Origin of the sequence: Mesonia algae (assembly GCF_003253545.1) — a bacterium.
GTDB lineage: Bacteria > Bacteroidota > Bacteroidia > Flavobacteriales > Flavobacteriaceae > Mesonia > Mesonia algae.
In genome coordinates, this window is record NZ_QKYV01000002.1 from 334,557 (window position 1) to 361,221 (window position 26,665).

At 33.0% G+C, this 26,665-nt stretch carries 21 protein-coding genes; 11 read left to right on the forward strand and 10 right to left on the reverse strand.

Going from position 1 to position 26,665, the window contains the following annotated elements; translation table 11 throughout:
* Positions 1-66: 66 nt before the first annotated feature.
* On the forward strand, positions 67-837 hold the full coding sequence (locus tag LX95_RS04745; RefSeq protein ID WP_111540288.1) for a DUF1206 domain-containing protein: 771 nt from the start codon (positions 67-69) through the stop codon (positions 835-837).
* A 107-nt stretch (positions 838-944) separates the two neighbouring features.
* Entirely contained in the window at positions 945-3,263 is a 2,319-nt protein-coding gene (locus LX95_RS04750) for a transglycosylase domain-containing protein (RefSeq protein WP_111540289.1), read from the forward strand.
* On the opposite strand, the gene LX95_RS04755 is transcribed toward LX95_RS04750, so the two are convergent.
* Both LX95_RS04755 and LX95_RS04760 read right to left on the reverse strand, forming a co-directional pair.
* On the reverse strand, positions 3,260-4,162 hold the full coding sequence (locus tag LX95_RS04755) for a hypothetical protein (protein ID WP_111540290.1): 903 nt from the start codon (positions 4,160-4,162) through the stop codon (positions 3,260-3,262). The genes LX95_RS04750 and LX95_RS04755 overlap by 4 nt on opposite strands.
* 6 nt (positions 4,163-4,168) lie before the next feature.
* The gene (locus LX95_RS04760; protein WP_111540291.1) at positions 4,169-6,388 is read right to left on the reverse strand and encodes an FUSC family protein; all 2,220 of its coding nucleotides are present in this window, start codon (positions 6,386-6,388) and stop codon (positions 4,169-4,171) included.
* Between the two features lie 149 nt (positions 6,389-6,537).
* On the opposite strand from LX95_RS04760, the gene LX95_RS04765 reads away from it, so the two are divergent.
* Entirely contained in the window at positions 6,538-7,833 is a 1,296-nt protein-coding gene (locus LX95_RS04765; RefSeq protein ID WP_111540292.1) for a mechanosensitive ion channel family protein, read from the forward strand.
* 88 nt (positions 7,834-7,921) lie between these two features.
* A complete protein-coding gene (locus LX95_RS04770; RefSeq protein ID WP_111540293.1) occupies positions 7,922-8,542 on the forward strand; it encodes a YqaA family protein in 621 nt (206 codons plus the stop codon).
* Between the two features lie 73 nt (positions 8,543-8,615).
* Here the strand turns inward: LX95_RS04770 and LX95_RS04775 are convergent, their stop codons facing one another.
* Positions 8,616-10,115 carry a DEAD/DEAH box helicase gene (locus LX95_RS04775; RefSeq protein WP_111540399.1) on the reverse strand — a complete coding sequence of 500 codons (1,500 nt, stop codon included), beginning with the start codon at positions 10,113-10,115 and terminating at the stop codon, positions 8,616-8,618.
* 254 nt (positions 10,116-10,369) lie between these two features.
* On the opposite strand from LX95_RS04775, the gene LX95_RS04780 reads away from it, so the two are divergent.
* Complete coding sequence (locus LX95_RS04780; protein WP_111540294.1) at positions 10,370-10,735, forward strand: hypothetical protein; 366 nt, start codon at positions 10,370-10,372, stop codon at positions 10,733-10,735.
* Positions 10,736-10,828: 93 nt separating this feature from the next.
* On the forward strand, positions 10,829-11,443 hold the full coding sequence (locus LX95_RS04785; protein ID WP_111540295.1) for a M15 family metallopeptidase: 615 nt from the start codon (positions 10,829-10,831) through the stop codon (positions 11,441-11,443).
* Here the strand turns inward: LX95_RS04785 and galE are convergent.
* Positions 11,440-12,453: a UDP-glucose 4-epimerase GalE gene (gene galE / locus LX95_RS04790; RefSeq protein WP_111540296.1), complete on the reverse strand. Its 1,014-nt coding sequence runs from the start codon at positions 12,451-12,453 to the stop codon at positions 11,440-11,442. The genes LX95_RS04785 and galE overlap by 4 nt on opposite strands.
* Before the next feature lie 214 nt (positions 12,454-12,667).
* Here galE and LX95_RS04795 point away from each other — a divergent pair, with 214 nt between their 5' ends.
* Both LX95_RS04795 and LX95_RS04800 read left to right on the forward strand, forming a co-directional pair.
* Complete coding sequence (locus LX95_RS04795) at positions 12,668-12,952, forward strand: DUF3817 domain-containing protein (protein WP_111540297.1); 285 nt, start codon at positions 12,668-12,670, stop codon at positions 12,950-12,952.
* The gene (locus LX95_RS04800; protein WP_111540298.1) at positions 12,952-14,016 is read left to right on the forward strand and encodes an endonuclease/exonuclease/phosphatase family protein; all 1,065 of its coding nucleotides are present in this window, start codon (positions 12,952-12,954) and stop codon (positions 14,014-14,016) included. Before LX95_RS04795 ends, LX95_RS04800 begins: the two co-directional genes overlap by 1 nt.
* Here the strand turns inward: LX95_RS04800 and LX95_RS04805 are convergent.
* The 4 genes from LX95_RS04805 to LX95_RS04820 all read right to left on the reverse strand — a co-directional run bounded on the left by LX95_RS04805 (position 14,013) and on the right by LX95_RS04820 (position 17,831).
* The gene (locus LX95_RS04805) at positions 14,013-14,402 is read right to left on the reverse strand and encodes an acyl-CoA thioesterase (RefSeq protein ID WP_111540299.1); all 390 of its coding nucleotides are present in this window, start codon (positions 14,400-14,402) and stop codon (positions 14,013-14,015) included. The two genes, LX95_RS04800 and LX95_RS04805, sit on opposite strands and share 4 nt — an antisense overlap.
* 64 nt (positions 14,403-14,466) lie before the next feature.
* A complete protein-coding gene (locus LX95_RS04810; protein WP_111540300.1) occupies positions 14,467-14,895 on the reverse strand; it encodes an NUDIX domain-containing protein in 429 nt (142 codons plus the stop codon).
* Complete coding sequence (locus tag LX95_RS04815; protein ID WP_111540301.1) at positions 14,895-15,764, reverse strand: DUF72 domain-containing protein; 870 nt, start codon at positions 15,762-15,764, stop codon at positions 14,895-14,897. The genes LX95_RS04810 and LX95_RS04815 overlap by 1 nt, the downstream gene beginning before the upstream one ends.
* A gap of 9 nt (positions 15,765-15,773) precedes the next feature.
* Complete coding sequence (locus LX95_RS04820; protein WP_111540302.1) at positions 15,774-17,831, reverse strand: HD family phosphohydrolase; 2,058 nt, start codon at positions 17,829-17,831, stop codon at positions 15,774-15,776.
* 113 nt (positions 17,832-17,944) lie between these two features.
* Between LX95_RS04820 and LX95_RS04825 the strand changes: the two genes are divergently transcribed.
* Together LX95_RS04825 and LX95_RS04830 are read left to right on the forward strand one after the other, a co-directional pair.
* The gene (locus tag LX95_RS04825; protein WP_111540303.1) at positions 17,945-19,123 is read left to right on the forward strand and encodes an acetyl-CoA C-acyltransferase; all 1,179 of its coding nucleotides are present in this window, start codon (positions 17,945-17,947) and stop codon (positions 19,121-19,123) included.
* A gap of 23 nt (positions 19,124-19,146) precedes the next feature.
* The gene (locus tag LX95_RS04830; RefSeq protein WP_111540304.1) at positions 19,147-19,899 is read left to right on the forward strand and encodes a C40 family peptidase; all 753 of its coding nucleotides are present in this window, start codon (positions 19,147-19,149) and stop codon (positions 19,897-19,899) included.
* A gap of 75 nt (positions 19,900-19,974) precedes the next feature.
* Here the strand turns inward: LX95_RS04830 and LX95_RS04835 are convergent, their stop codons facing one another.
* Both LX95_RS04835 and gyrA read right to left on the reverse strand, forming a co-directional pair.
* On the reverse strand, positions 19,975-21,225 hold the full coding sequence (locus LX95_RS04835; RefSeq protein ID WP_245924725.1) for a tetratricopeptide repeat protein: 1,251 nt from the start codon (positions 21,223-21,225) through the stop codon (positions 19,975-19,977).
* 16 nt (positions 21,226-21,241) lie between these two features.
* Positions 21,242-23,788, reverse strand: a complete 2,547-nt coding sequence (gyrA, locus tag LX95_RS04840; protein WP_111540306.1) for a DNA gyrase subunit A — start codon at positions 23,786-23,788, stop codon at positions 21,242-21,244.
* Positions 23,789-24,030: 242 nt separating this feature from the next.
* Between gyrA and LX95_RS04845 the strand changes: the two genes are divergently transcribed.
* Positions 24,031-26,595: an ATP-dependent Clp protease ATP-binding subunit gene (locus LX95_RS04845; protein ID WP_111540307.1), complete on the forward strand. Its 2,565-nt coding sequence runs from the start codon at positions 24,031-24,033 to the stop codon at positions 26,593-26,595.
* The last annotated feature ends 70 nt before the right edge of the window (positions 26,596-26,665 follow it).

A 26,665-nucleotide genomic window follows, 5' to 3' on the forward strand; every position in this document is an offset into this window, starting at 1 on the left:
AATAACTTCATTTTTATTTAGGATGACTTTATATTTATTTCAAATTAAAGATAATCAACCTAGTATATGGACAAAAAATACAAAACTATCGCTAAATTAGGAATGTTTTCTAAAGGTCTAATTTACTTTTTAAGTGGTATTCTTACTTTAATGACTGCCCTTAATTTGGGAGGTTCAACCTCAGGAAAAAGTCAAGTGTTTGATTTTATAAAAAAACAACCTTTTGCTATGGCGCTATTGGTAGTGATTGCCGCCGGGCTAGTATGTTACGCTGTTTGGAGGTTTATTCAAAGTATTAAAAATCCTGAACATATTGAAGATGATTGGAAAGGGAAAACCAAGCGAGTGGCATATTTCCTTAGCGGAATTATCTATTTAGTTTTTTCATTTTTAGCTGTTAGACATTTATGGAGTTCATCCTCAGGAGGTGGAGGAAAAAGTATTTTAAGTAGTTTAAGTCCGACTCTCTTCACCATTTTATTTTTGCTTATTGGTGTAATTTTAATTATTAAAGCGGGTTATCATATTAAACAAGCCTATCAAAAAGAGTTTATGAAACGTTTCAGCATTAGCGATAGAAAGTGGCATAAAGCTGCTAAAAATGCAGGATATTTTGGATTTTATGCGCGTGGGTTTGTAATTTTAATAATTGCTTATTTCTTCTTAAGAGCCGGTTTATATTCTAAAGAAAATGAGGTTAAAGGTACTAAAGAAGCTTTTTCATTCTTGCAAGAATCTGATTATGGTACTATTTTAATGGCCACTGCTGCTGCAGGGTTAGCAGCCTATGGTTTGTTTATTATTCTTTTATCTAGATATAGAAGATTTGACGCTTAGAGATTGATTTACAGTTTTTAGATAAGGTAAAACGTTATAAAAATTTTAAAATCAGTATTCTTCGAAGAACTTATTCGTTAATTTGTGCTCCTTATTGAAACCAAGTTATGAGTTACAAATCTTTTTTTAAGAAAAAGTGGGTGAAATTTTTACTTTACGGAAGTCTTTCTATTATAGTCTTATTGATCGCTTTTTATGCCAGTATTTATACGGGAATGTGGGGAGAAGTACCCACAAAAAAAGAACTCGCTAGCTTAAAACAAAGTCAGGCTACACAAGTATTAGATAAAAATGCCGACTTGATTGGGAAATTCTACATTTACGATCGTCAATCTATAAAGTTTGAAAGCTTTCCAAAACATTTACTTCATGCTTTAATCGCAACTGAAGATGCTCGTTTTTATGAACATGATGGTGTGGACAATAAAAGCTTGCTAAGAGTCTTTTTTAAAACCATCTTAATGTCTGATGATTCTTCTGGAGGTGGAAGCACCATCACGCTACAACTAGCTAAAAATCTCTACGGAAGAAACGATTACGGGTATTTAAGTATTGTTGTAAATAAAGTAAGAGAAAGCATTGTAGCTCAAAGAATTGAAGATATTTATTCTAAACAAGAAATATTAACACTTTACCTGAATACTGTTCCCTTTCCCGATAACACTTATGGTATAGAAAGTGCCGCTCAAAAATTCTTTAATACAGAAACTCGTCATTTAAATTTACCTCAATCTGCCACCTTAATTGGTTCTTTAAAAGCCAATCATAGCTACAACCCGAGACTTTTCCCAGAGCGTTCTCAACTAAGAAGAGATGTGGTGATTAATCAAATGCTTAAAAATGATTATCTCACTTTAGATGAAGCCAATCTTGCCAAACAACAAAAGATAGAATTAGATTATCAATACTATGCTCCTAACCAAGGTTTAGCTCCGTATTTTAGAGCACACATTAAAAAACAATTAGATACTTTACTTCAGCAAAGGAAATTTAAAAAACCCAATGGCGAATTCTATGATGTTTACCACGATGGTTTAAAAGTTTACACCACTTTAGATAACACGTTACAAACGTATGCAGAGGAAGCCATGCAAGAACATATGAGTAATCTGCAACGTCAGTTTGAAAAAGCTTACGGACAGCGTGCTCCATGGTTAAAAGGCAAAAAAGCTTTTCTCGCCGCCAAGCAGAGGCTTAAAATTTATAAAAAGTATGCTTCGCAAGGTTTATCCGCGAAAGCGATAGAAGATTCTTTAAGTAAGAAGAAAGAAACTGAACTTTTCTCGTGGGATAAAACTGAAATTAAATCTATGTCTGTTTTAGACAGTTTAGAGTACTATTCAAAATTCTTAAATGCAGGAATGGTTTCCTTAGAACCGTCGAGCGGAAATGTCTTAGCCTATGTAGGTGGTATTGATTACAGGTTTTTTCAATATGACCACGTTTCACAAAGCAAGCGCCAAGTAGGATCTACCTTTAAACCTATTGTTTATACCGCAGCTTTAGAAAATGGCATGGAAGCTTGTACTTATTTTCCATTAAAAGCAGTTACCTATACTGATGTGGATGATTGGAAGCCTACCAATGCTTCTACCGTTGAGGGTAGTGAAAATTTAAATTATTCTTTAAAAAAGGCGTTAAGCAACTCGGTAAACACCATTGCAGTAAAAGTATTGTATGAAACAGGAATAGAAAGTGTAATTGAACAAGCGCGCGCTATGGGGATTACTAGTGACATTGAAGAAGTTCCCTCTATAGCATTAGGTTCTTCTAACCTTAAACTCATTGAAATGGCACAAGCTTATACGAGCTTTGTCAATAAAAGTATTCCCTCCTCTCCTATTTTTATTACGAAAATCGAAGATAAAAATGGAAATACTATTGCTTCTTTTGAAGATTTACATCCCCAATCTCGAAATGAGAAACAACAAGCCTATAGTGACGATACACGCCAGATAATGTTAGATTTTTTAAAGGCTACGGTAAATGAAGGAACTGCCACAAGATTGCGTTCTACCTATGGTTTAACCAATGAAATTGCTGGAAAAACTGGAACAACACAAGACAATAAAGATGGTTGGTTCGTAGGAATTACACCTCAATTAGTTACCCTTACTTGGGTAGGAAATGACAACCAGCAAATAGGATTTAGTAATACTAGAATTGGACAAGGGGCGAATTCTGCTTTACCTCTTTTTGCTAAATACTACCAGAAAATAGACGCCGATAATAAGTATAATTCTATTGCTAACGCACAATTTGAGAAACCATCAGATCATGTGATAGAAATGTTAGATTGTGAAGATAGCAAAGAGGATGGCTTTTTCAAACGCCTGTTTGGAGGGAATGAAGACGAAAAAGAGTTTGAAAAGAAGAAAAAGAAAAAAGGAATCTTTGGTTGGTTGAAAAAAGATAAAGAAAATTAATTCTTTACTTTTTTCTCTGTACCCCCTGTGTTTTTTTCATTTAAACTTACTTGTAAGATATTAGCAGATTGTAAATCTCCTTCATTAGAGATGAACATTTCCCCATTCGAATTAAAACTTAGACCCTCTGGTTGTTGAAACGCATCGGGATCTAAAACGAGTAACTTTTTAGCTTCCCATTTATTATTAAAGATCAAAATTTTTGGAATAACTCCGTCAAGCATATAGATATCATTAGTGGTAGGATGTACGCCTATCTCTGAAGTTCTAAATAATTTTTCATCTCTATCATCTTCAAAATCTTGAAAGATAGGATTATCATACATAAGTTTAAAAACCGGTGTTTTTAATAACTCCTTAGTCGGTAAATTAAATGCGTAAACCGATTTGAAATTACCTCGATGATCTTCATTCTCCTTACAAGCTAATAAAAGTCTATTATTCTTTTTATCGTAGCATAAACCTTCAATATCATAATCTTTAGTCAAGAAATTATTATGCGTAATCACCTCAAAATCAGTTTTCATAAAGTTTTTCACTTCGTATAAGGTTCCGTTGCTTTTTACTACAAAAGCATTATTATCCACGATGCTAATACCTTCATAATCGCCTTGTTCTCCAAAATTGACAGTTTTTTCTATCGATTTTGTTTCTAGATTATAAATAAAGATTTTACCCTCTTCATCTTGTACACAGGCTATTCGTTGATCATCTATATGAACAATACCCGAAACCTCTTCTAGAACACTAGGTAGTTCCCATTTTTTCTTTACGACTACCTCTAAAGGATTATCATAATTTGTAACATACTTATCTTTAAAATTAAAATACATAAAGGTCACAAAAGCCATGATGATAAGGGTGATAAAAAAAGGAGGACTTTTAAAGTATGAATTCATGTTTTTTTATTTTTTTGGTATCTTTTTTAAATTTAAAGAAATCTCATAAAGCCATTTTAATTGCTCTGTGATGAGTTGAGCTTCCTTTCTGTGGGATTGTAGCTCCTCTCTATGTTTTAAATTTTCTTTTTTTAAATATTGCGAATTTAATCGAATTGTTTCATTTTCTAAAAAAGCAGAAGCCTTTTTTAAATCTTCCGTAGAAGTAATTTTTTTCTGAGGATTTTTGTGCTCAATTCTATTAATCGTTTGTCTTAAATTACTCTCTATATGATTGATATAAGTTTCAAAGGAGTGAGAAGCTTGGGTGGTTTTATGGTTTCTTATAAAAGTTCCCAAACTCGCTAAAGAAGATAAAAAAGTGTAGTTAAAAACATTGTATTTATAGAGTCTTCTATACGCCGTCCTCTTAGATTTTGGTTCTTGTGCCATACGTTGAAAGGTTGCACTTAGATTACCCATAGCAATAAATGCCTTTTTTCTAGCTACTTTATAACTGTTGGGTAAGTTTACTTTGGTATGATAAAAGTGATCTATTTCTCTTAAATAATTAATATTGGCTTCTAAAGCATCTACTACATTCTTTTTATAAAAAGAAGATTCCCAAGAAGGCCATAGAATAAAATTACCAAAAAATGCCAGTCCTGAGCCGATGATGGTATCAATAACACGATATTGAATCACATTTAAAACATTGGGCTGTAAAAGCGCATAAATAAACACCACATTGAGCGTAATAAATGCTGCTGCACCCACATAATTTTTTTGAATCATGGAGAAAGCAAGAATCAAACAAATTACTCCTAGTATCATATAAACCAATGGATTCTGTACAAATAAAATGATAATAAAAGCAACTGCTCCTCCAATAAAAGTCCCTATAATTCTGTGTTTTGATCTTTGTTTGGTCAGACCATAACTTGGTCTTAAAATCACAATGAGCGTGAGTAAAATCCAATAAGAGTTTTGTACCTGAAAATAAGAACCTATTAATACACCAATGATCATTAGTAATGCCAATCTTAATGCATGTCTAAAAATGGGGGAATTTAAACTTAGCTGCTGAATTAAGTTTCTAAAACTATAATCTATTGGGGTTATAAATTGTTGAATTTCAGCTTTTGGTTGAATTTTGATTTTATTTCTCTGGTGTATATTTTTTAAAACCCGCTCTATTGAATTAATTTTTTCGATCTGTTTCATTTCAAAATCAAACATATTTTGTAAAAACAAAAAACGATTTGAGTTGAGCGTAGATGATTTTTCCTCTTGTAAAAAAGATTCTATCTCTTTAAAAGATTGGTACACATTAGAGGAAGATGTGATTTTTGAATTATCTATAAATACTTCAGAAATATGAAATAACTGCTGACTCATTTCAAAAATGAGTTCTTGGTACTTGGTAATCATCGAAGGCTCCTCCTCCTCTATTTCGTCGATGTATTGGTAATTGATAGGATGGGCAACCACTAATTCTAGCAAGTCTACCAAATCGATAAAAATTAATAGTTTTCTACGGGAGGAATTAGAAACCCCAGATTCTTTTCTCGAACTTAGAAGCGCTTCCCGTAAATCTTCATGTTTTTCATTGATGCTTACTTGTAACTTAAACTGTTCTTCTTTGAGTTGCTCTCTGTTATTTTTTTTTGAGAGTAATTTCCCTCTTAATATTAAAAAATCTCCTGTAAGCTTAGCGGTTTCACCTAATAGCAATTCGGTATGTTTATTGGGCCTCAAGTAAAGAAATAAAGAACTTAATCCTATATACCAAAGACTCCCTAAACCTATGTATACCGCATGTAGCCAAACCGCTACTTCTCCTAAATTAGCATAGGATAACACTATAGCTATCAAACCTGTAAAAGTGACCAAGGAAGCTCTAAATCCGTACACGGAAAGTAAAGAAACCGCAAATACAAAAATAAAAACCACCAATAAATTGAGCCAAAGAAATTCTTGAGAATATCCTCCTAAAAGCGTTCCTAAAATTCCTAATAGAGCTGCACAAAGCATACCTAATAATCGATGTCTTAAATTTCCCGCCACGTCGCTAGGCGCAACCATTAAAACTCCCAGAGCCATCGCCACTCCAATAGGTAATAAATTAAAAAGATTAGTAACATATAAGGGTACGACCATAGCTAAGGCTAAAACATAGCCTTTCGCAAAATCTAATCCGGTTACATAACGAACCGCATTTTTCTTAATTTTTTGTAGGTTGTACACAATTATAATTTCGGATGGTATGCAAATATATATCTTCCGTAAAGCTTAGCTTCCGCTTTAAGAATAGTTTTGTATTTTAAAACTAAAAATAGCGTTAAGATTTTGCTTAAGCTGTGAATCCACGTTACTTTTGTAGAAAACTGCAATTAATGACTCCATCAAAATTAACACGTTCTTTTTATCATCTATTTAAAGATTGGGGATGGCAAGATTCCCTAGCTGTGTACGGTAATTTAATCATCAATTTTACGGTGTTGATTATTGTAGTTTATATTTTCAATTTTATTCTTAGAACCATTTTAAGAAAATTTATGGTTCAGCTTTCTAAAAGAACCAAGACAGAGTTTGATGATTTTCTCTTTAAAAACAAAACCATTTATCACTTCTCACATTTGCTTACATTGTTCTTGGTGAGATGGCTTACGCCTTTAGCATTAATAGATTTTGAGCATTATAGTGATGATGCGAAAATACTTATTGATGTGGTTACGGTTATTATTGTTATTATGGTAATAAGGAGTGTTATCCTCACTTTTAGAGATTTTCTTAAAACCTTAAGTAGTTTTAAGGACAAACCAATTGATAGTTATATACAAGTGTTTATGATTTTCACTTGGTTCTGCGGATTCTTAATTATTTTCTCTCACATAACAGGAAAAGATATTTGGACCTTCCTAACGGCTTTGGGTGCACTCTCTGCTGTAATACTGCTAATTTTTAAAGACACTATATTAGGTTTTGTAGCCAGCATACAAGTTTCTGTAAATGATACTGTACGTATAGGTGATTGGATTACTATGGAAAAATATGCAGCAGACGGAGATGTGATTGAAATTAATTTAGCCTCTGTGAAAGTGCGTAATTTTGATAATACCATTACCACCATTCCCACTTATTACTTAATTTCCGATTCTTTTAAAAACTGGCGCGGGATGAGTGTTTCGGGAGGTAGAAGAATAAAAAGATCGATTTTAATTAAATCATCAAGCATCCATTTTCTTTCGGATGCTGAAATTGATCAACTTAAAGAAATTCACCTTATAAAAGACTATTTAACTACTCGTCAAACTGAAATTAATAATTACAATATAGAGAATCAAATAGAGAAATCTACTTTGCTTAACGGAAGAAATCAAACCAATTTTGGTGTATTTAGAAAGTATGTAGATACTTATCTTAAACAACATTCGGCGATTAATAAAGAAATGATGACGATGATTAGGCAGTTAGAGCCTACATCTCAAGGAATTCCGTTAGAAATATATGCTTTTAGTAAAGATAAAGTGTGGCAGAATTATGAATATATTATTGCCGATATTTTTGATCACGTTTTAGCTGCTGTTCCTTATTTTAATTTAGAGGTTTTTGAACTTCCTTCTGGAAAGAACTTTCAAGTCTCTTTAAAAAATGAAGAAGCTTCTCAACCATCAGATAAGGATGCCTGAAGCTTATAAAAAGAAATACTAATTCTTACTCAAATAGACTTGTAAACCGCTGTAGAAGCTATTACATTTGCAGCTTTTAATACTAAAGATGACACAAAAAAATAAACCAAATAAAAAACCTAGGTGGAAATTACTTCACCAATATTACTCGTATACAGGATTCTATTCGTTTGTAGGTAAGAGTTTAATAAAGGCAGCATTACCCATAATTCTATTTATCATAGCTCTAATTTGTGTACATTTTTTTGTTATTGATATTAACGATATTCTGACGTATGTAACCGATAATTTTCATCCTATTGGTGTTTTAGCGGTATTTTTTGCCTCAGAATCTATTTTAGGACTTATTCCGCCAGAGATATTTATCGCTTGGTCTGGGAAGTCTGCCCATCCTAACCTATACCTTACCGCTATTGCTTTTCTTTCTTATTTTGGAGGAATTGTCTCTTATTTTGCTGGGAGAGGAATTGCAAGTATTCCTTCTGTCTTTGTGTACCTAGAAGTAAAAATGGCAAAACACATTAAAAATATGCGTAAATGGGGTGGATTTTTAATTGTGGTAGGAGCTCTTCTACCAATTCCTTTTGCTATCTCTAGTATTGCTGCAGGAGTCATTAAATTTCCTTTTAAAAGTTACCTTTTATTTGGGTTACTAAGATTTGTACGCTTCTTACTTTACGGAATTATGATCTTTGGAGCGTTAAATTAAAACGTTTCCTTCTATAAAATAAAAAAAGCCCGATGTGAATTCTCACATCGGGCTTTTTAATTTATCAATTTCTCTACTCTTGAAATAGATCGTTAATTCTAGATCGTAATTTTCGATTATAATCTTCAAATAACCAATCTCGGTAGTTTTTAGTATTATTGATGATACAGTAAGAATATCTCTTTACACGATCTCTAATATCATCTTTTAACTCTCTAGCTAAGATTCTTGCATCAAAAACATCTTCACTATTTTCAGCACACATTTGCGCATGTTGATTCACAGATTCTTCTAATACAGCCTTAGATTTTTGTCCGTTGTTAACTGCTTCATTATAAGCTTTCTTAATATCGAACTCTATATTTTCAGAATTTTTGAAGAGTTCTCTCACCTCTTCAGGCATTTTGTATTTAAATTCTCGTTCAATTTCCTCATCTCCAGTAATATTTTCTAAGAAATAATCTGGATTCTTGAAGATTTGCTGCCAATCTACAGGAGCATCCCACATTCCAAAACGAGCGGCATTATTTCCTAAATCAATTACGTTAAAAATATCTTTATGTGGAAGTTTTCTTGATCCACGACCGATCATTTGGTAATAAAGGGTTAATGATTTGGTGGCACGGTTAAGAATAATATTTTCAACTGTAGGTTCATCAAAACCTGTGGTTAATATACTTACTGAAGTTAAAATAGCATCAGGCTTATGCTTAAACCATTTTAAAATTTCTTTTCTCTCCTTTTTACTGTGCGTATTATCTAAGTGCCTTACTTCATATCCTGCATCTTTAAAAGTCTGGTAAACGTACCAAGAAGTATTAATACCGTTATTGAAAATAAGGGTTTTCTTACCTTTACAACGCTCTTCATAAGCTTGTACCAACTTTTCTTGCATAGACATATTGGTGTACAAATCTTCAGAAGATTTTACGGTATAATCTCCGTTAATTCCTACTTGTAAAGAAGTTAATCCCACATCATAGCTATAGGTTTCCGCTTTAGCGAGAAAACCTTTTTCAATAAGTGAAGGAATAGAGTTTCCTACAATAAGTTCTTTATAGTTATCCTTCATAGGTAACTTAATATTAGAACTTAAAGGAGTAGCGGTTACCCCAAGGATAAAAGAATCTTCAAAGTATTTAAATAATTTTGTAAATGAGTTGTAGTGAGCTTCATCAATAATCACCAAACCTACATTATCTACCTCTAATTTTTCATCGTTAAGACGGTTATTAAGGGTTTCTACCATCGCAACGAAACATTGGTATTCATCTTGGTCTGGCAACTCTTTTACCTTACTATTGATAATTTTGTTGCGCACCCCAAATCCGTTAAGCATTTTAGAAGTTTGCTTACACAATTCAATTCGGTGCGTTAAGATCACTACTTTTTTGTTGGTCTGCTCAATATACCTTCTCACAATTTCAGAGAAAACTACTGTCTTTCCTCCTCCAGTAGGTAATTGATACAACAAATTAAAATTATCTGGTGCGTCGTTTAAATAGGTAAAGATTTTTTGTAAATCTCTTTCTTGATAGTCATATAATTCTTTTTCAACTATTTTCTCTCTCATAAAGCTAATTTCCTCCTTCTTATTTTTCTTATAAAACCCTGCAAAATTACGCAGTTTTAAAGGTTTATTGAAATTATTTAGCATAAAATAGATAAATAATTTTATCGGCTTGTGCGTCAATCCTTTAAAAATATTAGAACTAACGGCGTTTTGTATATAATTGTTTTCTAATGAAATTTTTTAAAATATGTAGGTATATTTAGGATTGAAAAAATTATTTTTGCAGTAATGTCAAATAAATAAACCCGTCCATTTTGAATAACTCGAAGGCCCAAAAAATTATAAAAAAGATACTAGATGATTTAGAACATGCTGGTATTATCACGAATACACTTGTTGCCGATCTTAAAGAATTAAGACCTTATGCTGTAGAAGAGAAAAGACCTGTTATTGCAAAGGCACTTAGGCTTGCTACCGAGCATATAGAGGAGCACTATACATTTGATATTCCTATTCCTGAAGATGATCCTATTGAAGATGAAGAAGAAATAGTGAAAAGTGAATTTAATGCCGATGAGAGTTTAATGTACCTTATCAATTTAATTAAAGACAGCGAAAACAAACACAATATTGAAGAAATAAGAGAGTACAATAGAGCTTTAAATGAGTATGAGTTCTAAAAAGTTACTCGATTTTATCTAATCTTAAAGAGGAGTTTTTTATAAAAGCTCCTCTTTTTTTTATATTTTAAATTAATAATTGAGCACGTATTTATGTATAAGTGGTATCTAATTTTATTTTTTTTACTGAATTACAAGGGTTATTCTCAAGCTCAAGAAATAGCTCATTTAACTAATCTAGAAGAAGTCTCTAAAAATTTTACGTTCGATATTAAATACGCTACCGAAAATAATTTTCTAGAGAAAAAAATATATGACTGCTCTAAATGCTTGTTACTTCCAAAAGTAGCCGATGCTTTAATTGCCGCTAATAACTATTTTTGTGAATTTGGTTATCAAATTAAGTTGTATGATTGTTACAGACCCCTTTCTGCACAAAAAGTGATGTGGGAAATTTTCCCTAATGCCATGTATGTAGCAAATCCTTACAGAAATAAATCGGTTCACAACAGAGCGGCAGCTGTAGATCTAACTTTGGTCGATTTTGACGGTTGTGAATTAGATATGGGAACTACGTATGATTTCTTCGGAAAAGAAGCTCATCAAGATAATTTTAATCTACCTGAAGCGGTACTTCAAAATAGAAAGCTCTTAAGGGAAGGAATGAAAAAATTCGGGTTTAACCCTATAAGAACCGAATGGTGGCATTACGATTTCACCAATGCTTACAGTTTTCCCGTACTCAATTCCTTATTTGATTGTGACTAATCTTGTTTAAGTTGCCATTCCCAAGCGCTTTTTAAAGCTTCTTCTATTCCCAATTCTGCTTTCCAGCCCAAATCATTATTAGCCTTAGTAGTATCGGCGTAAGCGGCTATAATATCTCCTTCTCTTCTGTCTACAATTTTATAAGGTAGTTTTTGTTGGGTTACTTTTTCAAAGGCATGAATCACTTCTAGAACACTGTTCCCTTTTCCTGTTCCTAAATTAAAGACCTCATAATTTTTCTTATTCTTTTTCTGAATAAGACGCTCTAAAGCTACAATATGTGCTTTGGCTAAATCTACCACATGAATATAGTCTCTTATTGCAGTACCATCTTGTGTAGGATAATCATCGCCAAATACTGATAGTTCTTTTCTTTCCCCTGCTGCTGTTTGAGTAATAAAGGGAATAAGGTTTTGTGGAACGCCAATAGGTAACTCTCCTATTTGAGTAGATTTATGAGCTCCAATAGGATTAAAGTAACGCAAAGAAATACCACTAAATTCTGAATTAACCTTTGCATATTCTTGAATGATCTCCTCTCCTATTTGCTTGGTATTGCCATAAGGAGATTCTGCTTTTTTTACAGGAGCTTCTTCTGTAATTGGTAACTCATCGGCCTGACCGTAAACTGTACAAGACGAGCTAAATATAAAATTGCTAAGCTCTTTTCTTCTCATTTCCTGTAATACCAACACAAGAGTATTGATATTATTTTCATAATACATTAAAGGTTTCTCTACACTTTCACCCACCGCTTTTGAGGCTGCAAAATGAATAATTCCGTCAAGGTCTTGGTGCTCTTCAAAAAACTCGCTTAATTCTAGTTTATCCTTTAAATCTAGTTTATAAAATTGTGGTGATTTTTGTGTAATAGAAGTGATTCCTTCCAATACAGATATACTAGAATTAGAAAGGTTATCGATGATAACCACTTCATAATTTTTTTGAAGCAATTCTACCACGGTATGCGAACCTATAAACCCAAGTCCGCCTGTAACTAATATTTTCATTTACAGAATGTTAAAATTAAACACCTAATTATAGGCATTGATTTCTTTTAAAATAGAATGCTTTTAAAAGATTAAAAATAATTTTAAACCAATTTATGTATAAGATTTTAAAAATAAATGGAAAATTGAAAAGAATATTATTAATTTAATAATCCAGATAGAATTTCTTTATAGTATTCTTCAAATGGCCTAAATTTGTATAAAATTTTACTCCATGGATAATTCAATTAAAGCTTTTAAATTCATCAGCATATTAGAAGCAATTTCTTTTCTAGTTTTGTTACTTATTGCTATGCCTCTAAAATACATTTGGGAAATGCCAGAAATGGTAAGAATTGTAGGAATGGCACATGGTATTCTATTTGTATTATATGTAATGGGAGCTTATTGGATGTACGAAAAACTTAATTGGTCTTTTAAAACATTAATGATTGTAGTTTTGTGTTCTATTCTACCATTCGGACCTTTCTACGCAGACAAAAAATATCTTCCTGCATAGTGAAACTTAAAAACTTTCTTATCGCTTTTGGAGCATTGGCAGTTTTACTAACTGTTACCCCTCTAATTACAGCGAATTATTGGTGGATAAGAATGTTTGATTACCCGCACGTTCAATTAACTATATTGACATTTACAGCATTTGTATGTTATTTTATGCGGTTTGATTTAAAAAATTATAAGGATTATTTATTTGCTTTTAGCATTGGAGCTTGTCTCTTTTTTCAGTTTTATAAAATTTACCCTTATACTCCGTTTGCAAGACATCAAGTAAAAAATGTATCTTCTTTTGATGCTTCTAAAAACCTAAAAGTTTTTATTGCTAACGTATTACAGACCAACAAGAAAACTGATTTATTATTAGCTGAAATTGAAAGCTTTGATCCAGATGTTATCGTTCTTTTAGAAACGGATAAGAAATGGGCTAAGGCCGTAAAATCATTAGAAAAAAAATTTTCATATACTTTAAAGAAACCTTTACCAAATACTTATGGAATGCTTATGTATTCTAAAAAAGAATTGATAAACCCCAAAGTTAATTTTTTAGTATCAGATTCTATACCTTCTATTGCTACCAAGATGAAATTGAATGCTAAAGATACCATTCAAGTATATGTAATACACCCAACACCCCCAATGCCACAGCATAATCCTAAATCTACCGATAGAGACGGAGAAATGATGATGGTTGGAAAAATGGCTAAAGATTCCAAATTACCAACAATTGTGATGGGTGATTTTAATGATGTCGCTTGGTCTGAAACTACCAAAGAGTTTCAGCAACTCAGTCAGTTATTAGATCCTAGAATTGGAAGAGGATTTTACACTACTTTTAATGCTAACAATATCTTGTTAAGGTGGCCTCTAGACCATGTATTTATGTCTAAAGATTTCCTTATCGATAAAATTGACAAAGGAGGGAACATTCACTCCGATCATTTTCCAATCTTCGCTAGTATCGTTCTTCAAAAGGAAAATAATAATGAAGACGTAACCCCTCTTACTCCAGAGGAAAAGAAAAGAATTAATAACACTATTAAAAAAAGTAAAGAGAGAAGAAATTAACTTTCTAATCTATTCTTTACATATTCTATTTCGGTTTTGCCATGAGGTTTTGCTTTTCCATTTTCATCTAAGCTTACCATGACAATCTTTTCTATACTAATAATGGTTTCGTGAGTCATTTTATTTCTCACCTCGCATTTTAATGTAAGAGATGCAGTTCCAAATTTTGTTACCTCCAAACCTATTTCTACAATATCGCCTTGTTTAGCTGAGCTTTTAAAATCAATCTCACTCATAAATTTGGTCACCGTTTTGGGGTTTTCCAGTTGAATGATCGCATATAAAGCCGCTTCTTCATCTATCCATTCTAGTAATCGTCCTCCAAATAAAGTTCCGTTAGGATTTAAATCTTGTGGTTTTATCCATTTTCTAGTGTGAAATCTCATAGTTTTTTGTTTTACTGAAATATAGAATAAACTAGTTAAAATTCCGGCAAGATATCATCACTGTTTATGATAATGGTATTTGTAAAATCTTGGCTGCATCTGCTATTATTCTTTGATGATCAAATGCTAATGCCGGTAAATTTAATACTGAAAACCAATCGGCTTTCTCTGCATCGTCATTTGCTATCACTTTCGTGGAATTTTTTACACAACCCGTAAATGCAACAGAAATCATCCTACCACGAGGATCTCTCTCTATCTCATCATACACCCCTACTCTTTGTAGATCGTTGATCATCAAGGAAGTTTCTTCTTCTAATTCTCTTTTGCAACCTTCAATTAACAATTCATCATCTTCTAAAAAACCACCAGGTAAAGCCCACTGACCTTTAAACGGTTCATTTTTTCTCTGAATAAGCAGTACTTGATATTTAATTTCAGTTAACTGAAAAATAACAGCATCGGTAGTAATTGAAATTTGAGGTCTTGACATTACAGTGTTTTAGGAATAGAAATTTTTGTAGAAAAACGCTCATTAAATTTTTCAATAAAATAAGCAGATAATAAGGGAGAAGATTCTTCAACATTTTGATGAATAAAAAAATAAAGGTTTTTTAAACCATGCGTATACCAATCTTCAATCCTATCTAACCAATCATCTAAACGTGTATAATCTGAAGGATGATTTGCTCCGTTATAACGGATAAAAGCAGTAGGTGTGGTTAACCGCATGTGAAGTAAATCTCTTCTTCCTGCACTATCAGTAATTAAATTGGTGATGTTATATTTTAAAAGAATGGCATTAAAGTCGTCTTCTATCTTTTTATCTTTAAACCAATTTTCATTTCTTACCTCAATCGACAATGGTATTTCTTTAGGCCATTTTTCGAAAAACGGCGCGAGCCTATCCATATCTTTTGGTAGAAAGTTATCTGGCATTTGTAAAAAAACCATCCCTAACTTATGATGAAGCCCCATAAGATTAGCCGTAAAATCGGTTACGAGTTCGTCACAATCTTGCAGTCGTTTTAAATGACTTATAAGCCTGGGAACTTTTGGAAAGAATTTAAAATTTTCTATTGTTTTTTCTTCCCATTTCTGAAACTGCTCATTGGGCCACATTCTATAAAAGGAAGCATTTAACTCTATGCTATTAAATTGAGTAGAGTAATAAGTAAGTTCTTCTTTTGTACCCCTTGGGTAAAAGTTTTTTAGGTCTTTCTTGTTCCATTTAGCACAACCAATACGTACATCCTCCCAGGTTTCAGGTTCAACTTTATGTAAGATATTATGCGTTTGCTCTTGATTAGGAGGTAAACTAAAATCTATCTGCTCAGGGTGTTCTACTTTTCCAAATTTCATAGTAAAAGTTTATTCTGGATATTCGATTCTTAAATGGTAAATATTCTTAAGCTTTCTCTTTAAAATCTTTTTGATGGCTTGTATTTCTTTAAATGTAATATTTGCATTTAAAAACTGGCCTTCGTCCATTTGTTTATTAATAATTTTTTCTACAAAGTCGTCAATTAAAGGTGCTGTGGGTTCTTTTAAACTTTTACTTGCCGCTTCCACACTATCACTCATCATTAAAATTGCTGTTTCCTTACTAAAAGGTGTTGGTCCAGGATATCTATAATCATCTTCATTAATATCTTCGCCATTTTCATAAGCTAGATCTTTTGCCTTTTTATAAAAATAAAAGACCAAGCTAGTCCCGTGATGGGTTCTAATAAAATCTATTAAACGATCTGGTAAATTATTCCTTTTAGCCATTTCGATACCATAAACGACGTGATTAATGATAATCTCTGCACTTTCTTGAGGGTCTAATTCGTCATGAGGATTAACCGATGTGGTTTGATTTTCAGTAAAAAAGGTAGGATTAGCCATTTTACCTATATCATGGTATAGAGCTCCAACTCTTACCAGCATGGCATTACCACCAATCTCATTTGCTGCAGCTTCAGCCAAATTAGCTACATTTAAGCTGTGGTGAAAAGTACCTGGTGCTTTATTAGAAAGCTCTTTTAGAAGTTTTGAATTGGTATCAGAAAGTTCTAATAAGGACATATCTGAAACTAAACCAAACAGTTTCTCATAAGCGTAAATAAGAGGCTGTACAAATAGCGTAGCAAATCCGCCAAGGAGAAACATAAGTAAGGTTTCGTAATCAATTTTACTTACATCACCTTCTTGAATAATTGTAAATGAAAAATAAGCAAAAATGTAAACTGCCGTAATTTGACCTACAGAAATGAATAGATTGGCTCTTTTATAAAGTTCTGAAATAGTTAATATGGTTACTATTCCCGCTATAATTTGCAAAAACATATACTCATAACTATTGGGAACAATAAAACCGATGATTAACACCGTGATCACATGAGTAAAAAGCCCTAGCCTAGCGTCAAAAAAAGCTTTCAGCGTAAGCGGAAGAATACAAAGTGGCACCACATAAACATAATTCACATTAATTTTCATTACCGTTGTGGTTAAGAAAACAGTGAGTAAAATATTAAAGAAGATAAAGGTAACCTTAGTGTTATTTTCAAATATATCTGGTCTGTATTTATGAATAAATAGAAAAAGCATTAATAAGGCCAGAGAAACTAATAACAAATAACCAACTACCACCACGTAATAGCTAGAGTCTGTCCAAACCTTGGTTTCATATTCTGTCTTTAAGGAGATGAGGATTCGGTATTTATTGTTGTCTATTACTTCTCCCCTTTCTATAATTCTGCTTCCTTTAGAAATACTACCTCTGGTATAAGAAATAGCTCCGAGTTTAATTTGTAAATCTTTTTCGGTTAATTCTTCATTGAGTCTAACATTAGGCTTTAAAATATTAAAGAAGAGTTCTTTTAATTGATTTTGATATTTAGCAAGTCTTGTATTGGTAATCTTTTTATCAAGGTAAGTCCCGAGATTATCTTGATGAATAATATTGTTATAAACTACTTCTTGAGCTTCATTCCCCTTCTTTAAATAAACGATGCTATTTTCATTAAAGCGGTTAACCTCAATTAAGATTCCGTTTTTGTAAATATCATCTAAAGTATTTTGAGAGAATTTTATTAACCTCACTCCATCAATAGCCATAATACTATCACCAAATACCAATCTAGCTTGTTTATCTAGATTAGATTTTATTTGTTTAGGGATGGCTGTATTGTAATTATAATAAGGGGTATGATTTTCTCTTATTTGCTCCTTTTCATCTGCTAACTCTTCATTGGTTTTTAAAATAGCAAAATCAAAAGGCGCATAGAGATTTTCATACTGCCAAGGCTTCCCTTTAGAGATATCATACTTAAATTTACTTCCTTTCGGAAAAAGATAAACAATTATAGCCGTGGTAAGTAGATATAAAAATATCTTATAGATTAAGGCCTGGTTTTTATAAATTCCGTTTACAAAATTGCTCATACGTGTAACTTAACTTTCAAATGTACTAAAAAAACAATCGTAAGTTCACAAAGCATTGGTCTGTTCTTTAGAAATTAGTTAAATTCGCAGAAATTGATTTAAAATAAAAAACCATGAATAAAGAAGTAGTTATAGTTAGTGCAGCAAGAACTCCTATTGGAAGTTTTTTAGGAAGTTTATCGAGTGTACCCGCTCCTAAATTAGGATCAATTGCAATTAAAGGAGCTTTAGAAAAAATAAATTTAGATCCTAAACTAGTACAAGAAGTATTGATGGGTAATGTGGTTCAGGCAGGTGTAGGACAAGCTCCAGCTAGACAAGCAGCCCTAGCTGCAGGTATTCCTGAAACGGTTCCTTGCACAACGATTAATAAAGTTTGTGCCAGTGGAATGAAAGCGGTTATGCAAGGAGCTCAAGCTATTGCTTTAGGTGATGCCGATATTATTGTTGCTGGTGGTATGGAGAATATGAGTTTAATCCCTCATTATATGCATTTAAGAAACGGACAAAAATTTGGACCTAAACAAATGGAAGACGGAATGCAACGTGACGGATTAGTAGATGCGTATGACCAGAATGCTATGGGTGTTTGTGCAGATTTATGTGCTAAAGAATATGAGTTTTCTAGAGAAGATCAAGATGCTTTTGCTATAAAATCTTACGAGCGTTCTAAAAAAGCATGGGATGAAGGAAGGTTTGATAATGAGGTAGTTCCTGTAGAAGTTCCACAACGAAGAGGAGAACCTGTAATTGTAAAAGAAGACGAAGAGTTTAAAAATGTGAGAATGGATAAAATTTCTTCTCTACGTGCTGCTTTTAGTAAAGAAGGTACAGTAACTGCTGCGAATGCCTCTACGATTAATGATGGTGCTGGTGCAGTAGTTTTAATGAGCAAAGAAAAAGCAGAGGAGTTAGGTTTAACTCCATTAGCTACTATAAAGAGCTTTGCGGATGCAGCGCAAGAACCAAAATGGTTTACAACTTCACCGGCTAAAGCTTTACCAAAAGCAATTGAAAAAGCAGGGATTACACAAGATGATATCGATTTCTTTGAGTTTAACGAAGCTTTTTCTGTAGTAGGTTTAGCTAATATGAAAATTTTAGGTTTATCTGATGAAAATGTAAACGTTAACGGAGGTGCTGTATCTTTAGGTCACCCACTTGGATGTTCGGGAGTAAGAATTATCATCACCCTTTTAAACGTATTGAAGCAAAATGATGCCAAATTGGGAGCTGCTGCAATTTGCAATGGTGGTGGTGGTGCTTCTGCAATGGTAATAGAAAGAAATTAATATTTTCATATATAGAGATTAGAATGCAATACGGATTTTGCAACCTTAATATTGTTCCTGTAAGGCTGGAACCTGCTGATGCAAGTGAAATGGTAACCCAACTTTTATTTGGGGATCATTTTAAAGTTTTAGAAAAAAGAAAAAAATGGAGCAAAATCCGTATCGCTTTTGATAAGTATGAAGGATGGGTAGATAATAAACAGTTTCTTGAAATTACGGAAGATCAATATCATAAGATAAATCAAACTCCTAGCGAATTGGTTGCTGATGTAATAGATTTTCTTCAAGATGATAAAAATCAGCTTATTCCTATTTCCTTAGGTGCTAATATTAATAAAATAGTAGAGTTTGGGAATTATACTTATGAAGGTCGTAAATTACAGGGGAAAAACACTAAGGAACAATTTTTAGAAACCGCATTTCTCTATCTTCATGCACCTTACTTATGGGGAGGAAAAACTCCGTTTGGAATTGATTGCAGTGGATTTACACAAATGGTTTATAAACTTAATGGTTACCAATTATTTAGGGATGCTTCTCAACAAGCAAAACAAGGTGAGGCTTTAAGCTTTATAGAAGAAAGTGAACCAGGAGATTTAGCTTTTTTTGATAACCAAGACGGAGATATTATTCACGTAGGCATAATTATGAGAGATAACTACATTATTCATGCACACGGAAAAGTTAGAATAGATCGCCTTGATCATAGCGGTATATTTAATGTAGATAATAATCAATATTCACATAATCTTAGAGTAATTAAAAAAATTGTATAATACTTATTACGTATAAAAAATAAAAAAGCTTCCAAAATTTGGAAGCTTTTTTATTTAAATATTATAGAAATACACTTAGTTCTTTAAAGCATTAGCTTTTTCAGTTTCTCCGAGTACCCCATAAATTTGAGTCAAAATCTGAACAGATTGCTTATATTCTGCTGATTCTTTAGGTTCTTTTTCAATCACTTTTTCTAAATAAGGAGCAGCATCTTTATAAAGCTTACTTCTTTCTTTTTGTAACTCTTCATAACGCTTGTTATCAGCGTTAGACATTCCCAAGCCGTTCATTTCTTCAATAATCGCTTTTTCCTTATTTAATATAGCTGAAGCAATATTAATATTGGCATTTACCATTTCTGGATCTAATTCTATCGCTCTTTTATAATAAGTAATCGCTTTTTCTTGATCACCCATTTTTCCAGTAGTTACCCCTAGGTTATAATAAAGAGTAGCATTGTTAGGATCTTTTTCTATTACCTTTTCTACTAAAGCAGAATATTTATCCATTTTCCCTAGATTGTAATAAATGTCAGCTTCTGTCAACATAAGTCCCGTATCTTCTGGACTTTCCTTTCTAGCTTGTTGAATAGCTTCCATTGCCTTATCCTTTTGGTCTTTTTGTAGATAAATAAGAGCTATATTTTTCACAATATCTGGCCTTTTAGAATCTTCTTTAATTGTTGAAGGTTTAATGTGACTTCCAGCCTTTAAATAAATATCTCTTTTATTTTCAGTATCAAAATTTTCTACTTCACCAGTTTCTTTATTCACTGCTGTAAAAATAGTTCCTCTTCCAGTATAATTCAAATCTCTTAACTCTTCGAAATATTTAAGAGCGTTATCATAATCCTTTCCTGTTGTCGCACTAGAGGCTGCATGAAAAAGATAAACGGTATCTTTCTTACTTAAAGTATAAGCAGCGTAGAGTTTATCTGCAGAGTCAGAAAATTTTTCACCTTTTTGATCTTCGATTGCAGAATTAATTAATGCATTTTTTACTTCTACTAAACCTTTTTCTCCTTCTCCTTTTTCTCCAAGTTCAATAGCACGCTCAAAAGATTTACCCGCAATTACCAAATCTTCAGTTTTTACCGCGGCTTGATTTTTTGCAGCTAAAAAAGCATTTCCTTTAGTAAGGTAATATTCTGCTTGTACTTTTTCTTTTTCATTAGAAACGGCTCCTTCAACAGAATTTAAAAGAGTTTTAGCCTCTTTATAGTTACCACTCTCAACAGCTTTACCTGCATTTCTAATTTCTTTTTTTTGTGCAATAGCTACTATTCCGATAAGGGAAATACCAATAGTTAGAGCTTTAGTTTTCATAGTCATTTGTTTTTGTTTATTCTTCTTCGTCGTTGGTGTTTTCAATAGTTGTGCCATCTTCATTTACGGTAGCATCTAAAATATCCTCATTTTCATCATCATCTTCATTAGCAACCTTAGCAACTGCAGCAATAGAATCATTTCCTTTTAAATTAATTAAACGAACTCCTTGCGTTGCACGCCCCATGGTACGTAAGCTTTCTACCGCAATTCTAATAGCTATTCCTGATTTATTAATGATCATTAAATCATCATTATCAGTTACACTTTTGATAGTTACCAGCTCTCCTGTTTTTTCGGTTATGGAAATGGTTTTTACTCCTTTACCTCCACGGTTGGTGATTCTATAAATCTCCTCTCCCGTTTCAGGGTCATTGATGAATGTACGTTTACCATAACCATTTTCAGAAACTACTAAAACGGTTTCTTCTTCTGGTTTCTCTACAGCAATCATTCCTACCACTTCATCTTTATCATGAGCCAAAGTAATACCTCTTACACCAGAAGCATTTCTACCCATTGGACGTGTTTTACTCTCTTCAAAACGGATACATTTTCCACTTTTAAGCGCTAACATTACTTGACTATCTCCTGTTGTAAGTTTAGCAGAAAGTAATTCGTCACCTTCTTTAATTGTAATGGCATTAATACCATTTGTTCTCGGACGAGAATATTGCTCTAGGGATGTTTTTTTAACCTGCCCTTTTTTAGTAGCCATAATCACATAATGACTATTAATATATTCTTCGTCTTTTAAATCTTGAGTACAAATAAAAGCGTTTACTCTATCTTCAGGATCTATATTAATCAAATTTTGAATCGCTCTCCCTTTAGAAGACTTACTTCCTTCCGGGATTTCGTAGACACGCATCCAATAACATTTTCCTTGTTGTGTAAAGAAAATCATGTATTGGTGATTGGTTCCCACAAAAAGATACTCTAAGAAATCTTCATTTCTAGTAGTCGTGGCTTTAGAACCTACTCCTCCTCTATTTTGTTTCTTATATTCTGAAAGTGGAGTCCTTTTAATATATCCTGCGTGAGAGATAGAAATTACTACCTGTTCATCTGGGATCATATCTTCTATACTAAGATCTCCTCCTGCGTGGTTAATTTCAGACCGTCTTTCATCACCATATTTTTCTTTTATCTCTAAAAGTTCTTCTTTGATGATAGACATTCTTCTTTCTTTACTTGCAAGAATATCTTTTAAGTCCTCAATCGTTTTCATTAACTCTTCATACTCAGCACGTAGTTTGTCTTGCTCAAGACCTGTTAATTGTCTTAAACGCATTTCTACGATGGCTTTCGCTTGAATTTCTGTTAACTCAAATCTATCTATTAATTTTTGACGAGCTTCTTCTGTATTACTAGATGCACGAATTAAGGCTATTACTTCATCAATATTATCAGAAGCAATAATTAAACCTTCTAAGATGTGTGCGCGATCTTCTGCTTTCTTTAATTCAAATTCAGTTCTTCTAACTACAACTTCGTGACGGTGTTCTACAAAATATTGAATCATGTCTTTTAGATTCAACATTTGAGGTCTTCCTTTTACTAGTGCAATATTATTTACACTAAACGAAGATTGTAGCGCCGTATGCTTATATAAAGTATTTAGAACAATGTTTGGGATAGCATCTCTTTTAAGAATATAAACGATACGCATACCGTTTCTATCAGACTCATCTCTAATAAGGGAAATACCTTCAATTTTCTTATCGTTTACTAGGTCAGCCGTTTTCTTAATCATATCGGCTTTATTCACCTGATATGGAATTTCAGTAACCACGATGCATTCTTTTCCTCTTACCTCTTCCATGGTGGCTTTAGCTCTCATGACAACTCTACCTCGACCAGTCTTAAAAGCTTCACGAACACCATCATAACCGTAAATAATTCCTCCAGTAGGAAAATCTGGAGCTTTTACATGTTCTATAAGTTCATCAATTTCAATATCATGGTTATCGATATAAGCCATGGTACCATCAACTACTTCCGATAAGTTGTGAGGGGGCATATTAGTAGCCATACCTACCGCAATACCACTAGCTCCATTTACCAAAAGGTTAGGAACTCGTGTAGGTAAAACCGTTGGTTCTTTTAAAGTATCATCAAAGTTAAGAGAATGATCTACCGTATCTTTATCGATATCGGCAAGCATATCTTCACTAATTTTACGCATTCTAGCCTCGGTATATCGCATTGCTGCAGGGCTATCGCCATCTACAGATCCAAAGTTACCTTGACCATCTACCAACATATAGCGAAGACTCCATTCTTGTGCCATCCTTACCATGGCATCATATACAGATGTATCTCCGTGGGGGTGGTATTTACCAAGAACTTCTCCTACAATTCTTGCTGATTTTTTATGTGCTCGGTTGGAAAGTACGCCTAATTCATACATTCCAAATAATACTCTACGGTGAACTGGTTTTAAACCATCACGTACATCTGGCAGAGCACGTGACACAATGACTGACATTGAGTAGTCAATGTAAGCCGATTTCATTTCATCTTCAATGTTGATAGGAATTAACTTCTCTCCTTCAGCCATAAAAATTTATTTAGTTAATTTAATATTCTAACGTGGCAATTTAAGCATTTCAGCTATTCTTTAAAGCCATTATGCAAGATTTTACGTATATTTTATTAACAAATATTTATCAGCCGTTCGTTAATAATTAAATGCTACTATTCTTTGATTTTACGCGGATATTTTGTCTATTAGCATAGTGTCTTTATTGAGGTACGGTTTTTGAACTTATGAGTTGAATTTAATTTAGAGAGAAGACAAAAATGGACGATAATTTTTCACCCAGAGTAAAAGATGTTATAACATACAGCAAAGAAGAGGCTCTTCGTTTAGGTCACGATTTTATTGGGACAGAACATTTAGTCTTAGGATTACTTAGAGATGGTAATGGGAAAGCCATAGATATACTAGAGTCTTTAAATATAGATTTAGATCATTTAAGAAGGAAAGTAGAAATTTTAAGTCCGCTTAACGCGGATAGCTCTACGCTTTCTAATGAGAAAAAGAATTTACATTTAACAAGACAGGCAGAAAGAGCTTTAAAAACCACCTTTCTAGAAGCTAAACTTTTTCAAAGTTCGTCGATCAATACGGCACACCTTTTATTATGTATTTTAAGAAATGAGAATGATCCTACCACCAAGCTTTTCAATAAGCTTAAAGTAGATTATGACAATGTTAAAGACGAATTTAAATCTATGATCACACAAGATAATGATTATTTAGAAAGCCCTACCTCAGAGTCTTTTCCAGATGATGATACAGCTTCTAGCGAAACCCCAAAAAACAACCCTTTTGGAGGAACAAACCCAAAGGCAGGGAAAGCTAATAAAAAGTCTAAGACTCCTGTTTTAGATAATTTCGGTAGAGATTTAACCGAAATGGCCGACGATGGAAAATTAGATCCTGTGGTAGGTCGTGAAAAGGAAATTGAAAGAGTTTCTCAAATATTAAGCAGAAGAAAGAAAAACAACCCTTTACTTATTGGAGAACCTGGAGTTGGTAAAAGTGCTATCGCTGAAGGTTTAGCTTTAAGAATCGTTCAGAGAAAAGTGTCTAGAATTCTTTTTGACAAACGTGTAGTTACTTTAGATTTAGCCAGCTTAGTAGCAGGCACCAAATACAGAGGTCAGTTTGAAGAGCGAATGAAGGCGGTAATGAATGAATTAGAAAAGAATGATGATATTATTCTTTTTATAGATGAAATTCATACTATTGTAGGTGCTGGCGGTGCTACTGGAAGTTTAGATGCTAGCAATATGTTTAAACCTGCTTTAGCACGAGGTGAGCTGCAATGTATTGGCGCTACAACTTTAGATGAGTACAGACAACATATTGAAAAAGACGGAGCTTTAGAAAGAAGATTTCAAAAAGTAATTATAGAACCTACAACCGTAGATGAAACTATAGAAATTCTTAACAATATTAAGTCGAAGTATGAATCTCATCACAATGTAAATTATACAGATGAAGCTATTGAGGCTTGTGTAAAGCTAACCAATAGATATATGACCGATCGTTTTCTTCCAGACAAAGCTATTGATGCTTTAGATGAAGCTGGATCTCGTGTTCATATTACCAATATTGAAGTTCCTAAGAAAATATTAGACTTAGAACGTCAATTAGATGAAGTTCGAGAAACTAAAAATACGGTTGTTAAGAAGCAAAAGTATGAAGAAGCAGCCAAACTTAGAGATGACGAAAAGAAAATTGAAAAGGAACTAGAAGTAGCTCAAGAACGTTGGGAAGAGGAATCTAAACAACACAAAGAAACCGTAACAGATGAGCATGTAGCCGATGTTGTTTCTATGATGACCAGTATTCCTGTAAACAGAATCGCACAAACTGAAAGTAACAAATTAGCCGAATTGCCTAATCTAATTAAAGGAAAAGTAATCGGTCAAGATGAAGCTGTTAATAAAGTAGTAAAAGCGATTCAGCGAAATAGAGCCGGACTTAAAGACCCTAATAAACCCATTGGTTCATTTATATTCTTAGGCCAAACAGGAGTCGGTAAAACTCAGTTAGCCAAAGTATTAGCAAAAGAATTATTTGACAACGAAGACACACTTATACGCATCGATATGAGTGAATATATGGAGAAATTTGCCGTTTCTAGATTAATAGGAGCACCTCCAGGATATGTAGGTTATGAAGAAGGGGGACAGTTAACTGAGAAAGTAAGACGTAAACCCTATGCGGTTGTTTTATTAGACGAGGTTGAAAAAGCGCATCCAGATGTATTTAATATGATGCTTCAGGTCTTAGATGATGGTTATTTAACCGATAGCTTAGGTCGAAAAATAGACTTTAGAAATACGATTATCATTATGACCTCTAATATTGGGGCACGTAAGTTAAAAGATTTTGGACAAGGAGTTGGTTTTGGAACGCAAGCGAGAAAAACTCAAGCCGATGAAAATACTAGAAGTATTATAGAAAATGCACTTAAAAAAGCATTTGCACCAGAATTCTTAAATAGAATTGATGACGTAGTTATTTTCAACTCTTTAGAAAGAGAGCACATTCATAAAATTATTGATATTGAATTGGCCAAGCTGTTCTTTAGAATTGAAGATTTAGGCTACAACCTAGAATTAACCGATGATGCAAAAGATTTCATTGCTGAAAAAGGATTTGATCAACAATATGGTGCAAGACCTTTAAACCGAGCGATTCAGAAATATGTAGAAGACGCTTTAGCGGAAGAAATTATTACTTCAAAAATGGCAGAAGGTGATCACGTAAAAATGGATTTAGATAAGGAGAAAAAGGAACTTACCATTGAGATAAAGAAAGCTGAAAAAAAGAAAGAAGAATCAGAATAAATTATTGATTTTATATCACAAAAAAAGCCTTCTGTAACAGAAGGCTTTTTTTATTTTTTAAGTTAACCTA

Coding starts and splice junctions, on each gene's coding strand:
- LX95_RS04745 (WP_111540288.1), top strand. CDS start 67: ATGGACAAAAAATACAAAACTATCGCTAAATTAGGAATGTTTTCTAAA.
- LX95_RS04750 (WP_111540289.1), top strand. CDS start 945: ATGAGTTACAAATCTTTTTTTAAGAAAAAGTGGGTGAAATTTTTACTT.
- LX95_RS04755 (WP_111540290.1), bottom strand. CDS start 4,162: ATGAATTCATACTTTAAAAGTCCTCCTTTTTTTATCACCCTTATCATC.
- LX95_RS04765 (WP_111540292.1), top strand. CDS start 6,538: ATGACTCCATCAAAATTAACACGTTCTTTTTATCATCTATTTAAAGAT.
- LX95_RS04770 (WP_111540293.1), top strand. CDS start 7,922: ATGACACAAAAAAATAAACCAAATAAAAAACCTAGGTGGAAATTACTT.
- LX95_RS04775 (WP_111540399.1), bottom strand. CDS start 10,115: ATGAGAGAGAAAATAGTTGAAAAAGAATTATATGACTATCAAGAAAGA.
- LX95_RS04785 (WP_111540295.1), top strand. CDS start 10,829: ATGTATAAGTGGTATCTAATTTTATTTTTTTTACTGAATTACAAGGGT.
- galE (WP_111540296.1), bottom strand. CDS start 12,453: ATGAAAATATTAGTTACAGGCGGACTTGGGTTTATAGGTTCGCATACC.
- LX95_RS04795 (WP_111540297.1), top strand. CDS start 12,668: ATGGATAATTCAATTAAAGCTTTTAAATTCATCAGCATATTAGAAGCA.
- LX95_RS04805 (WP_111540299.1), bottom strand. CDS start 14,402: ATGAGATTTCACACTAGAAAATGGATAAAACCACAAGATTTAAATCCT.
- LX95_RS04810 (WP_111540300.1), bottom strand. CDS start 14,895: ATGTCAAGACCTCAAATTTCAATTACTACCGATGCTGTTATTTTTCAG.
- LX95_RS04815 (WP_111540301.1), bottom strand. CDS start 15,764: ATGAAATTTGGAAAAGTAGAACACCCTGAGCAGATAGATTTTAGTTTA.
- LX95_RS04820 (WP_111540302.1), bottom strand. CDS start 17,831: ATGAGCAATTTTGTAAACGGAATTTATAAAAACCAGGCCTTAATCTAT.
- LX95_RS04825 (WP_111540303.1), top strand. CDS start 17,945: ATGAATAAAGAAGTAGTTATAGTTAGTGCAGCAAGAACTCCTATTGGA.
- LX95_RS04830 (WP_111540304.1), top strand. CDS start 19,147: ATGCAATACGGATTTTGCAACCTTAATATTGTTCCTGTAAGGCTGGAA.
- LX95_RS04835 (WP_245924725.1), bottom strand. CDS start 21,225: ATGAAAACTAAAGCTCTAACTATTGGTATTTCCCTTATCGGAATAGTA.
- gyrA (WP_111540306.1), bottom strand. CDS start 23,788: ATGGCTGAAGGAGAGAAGTTAATTCCTATCAACATTGAAGATGAAATG.
- LX95_RS04845 (WP_111540307.1), top strand. CDS start 24,031: ATGGACGATAATTTTTCACCCAGAGTAAAAGATGTTATAACATACAGC.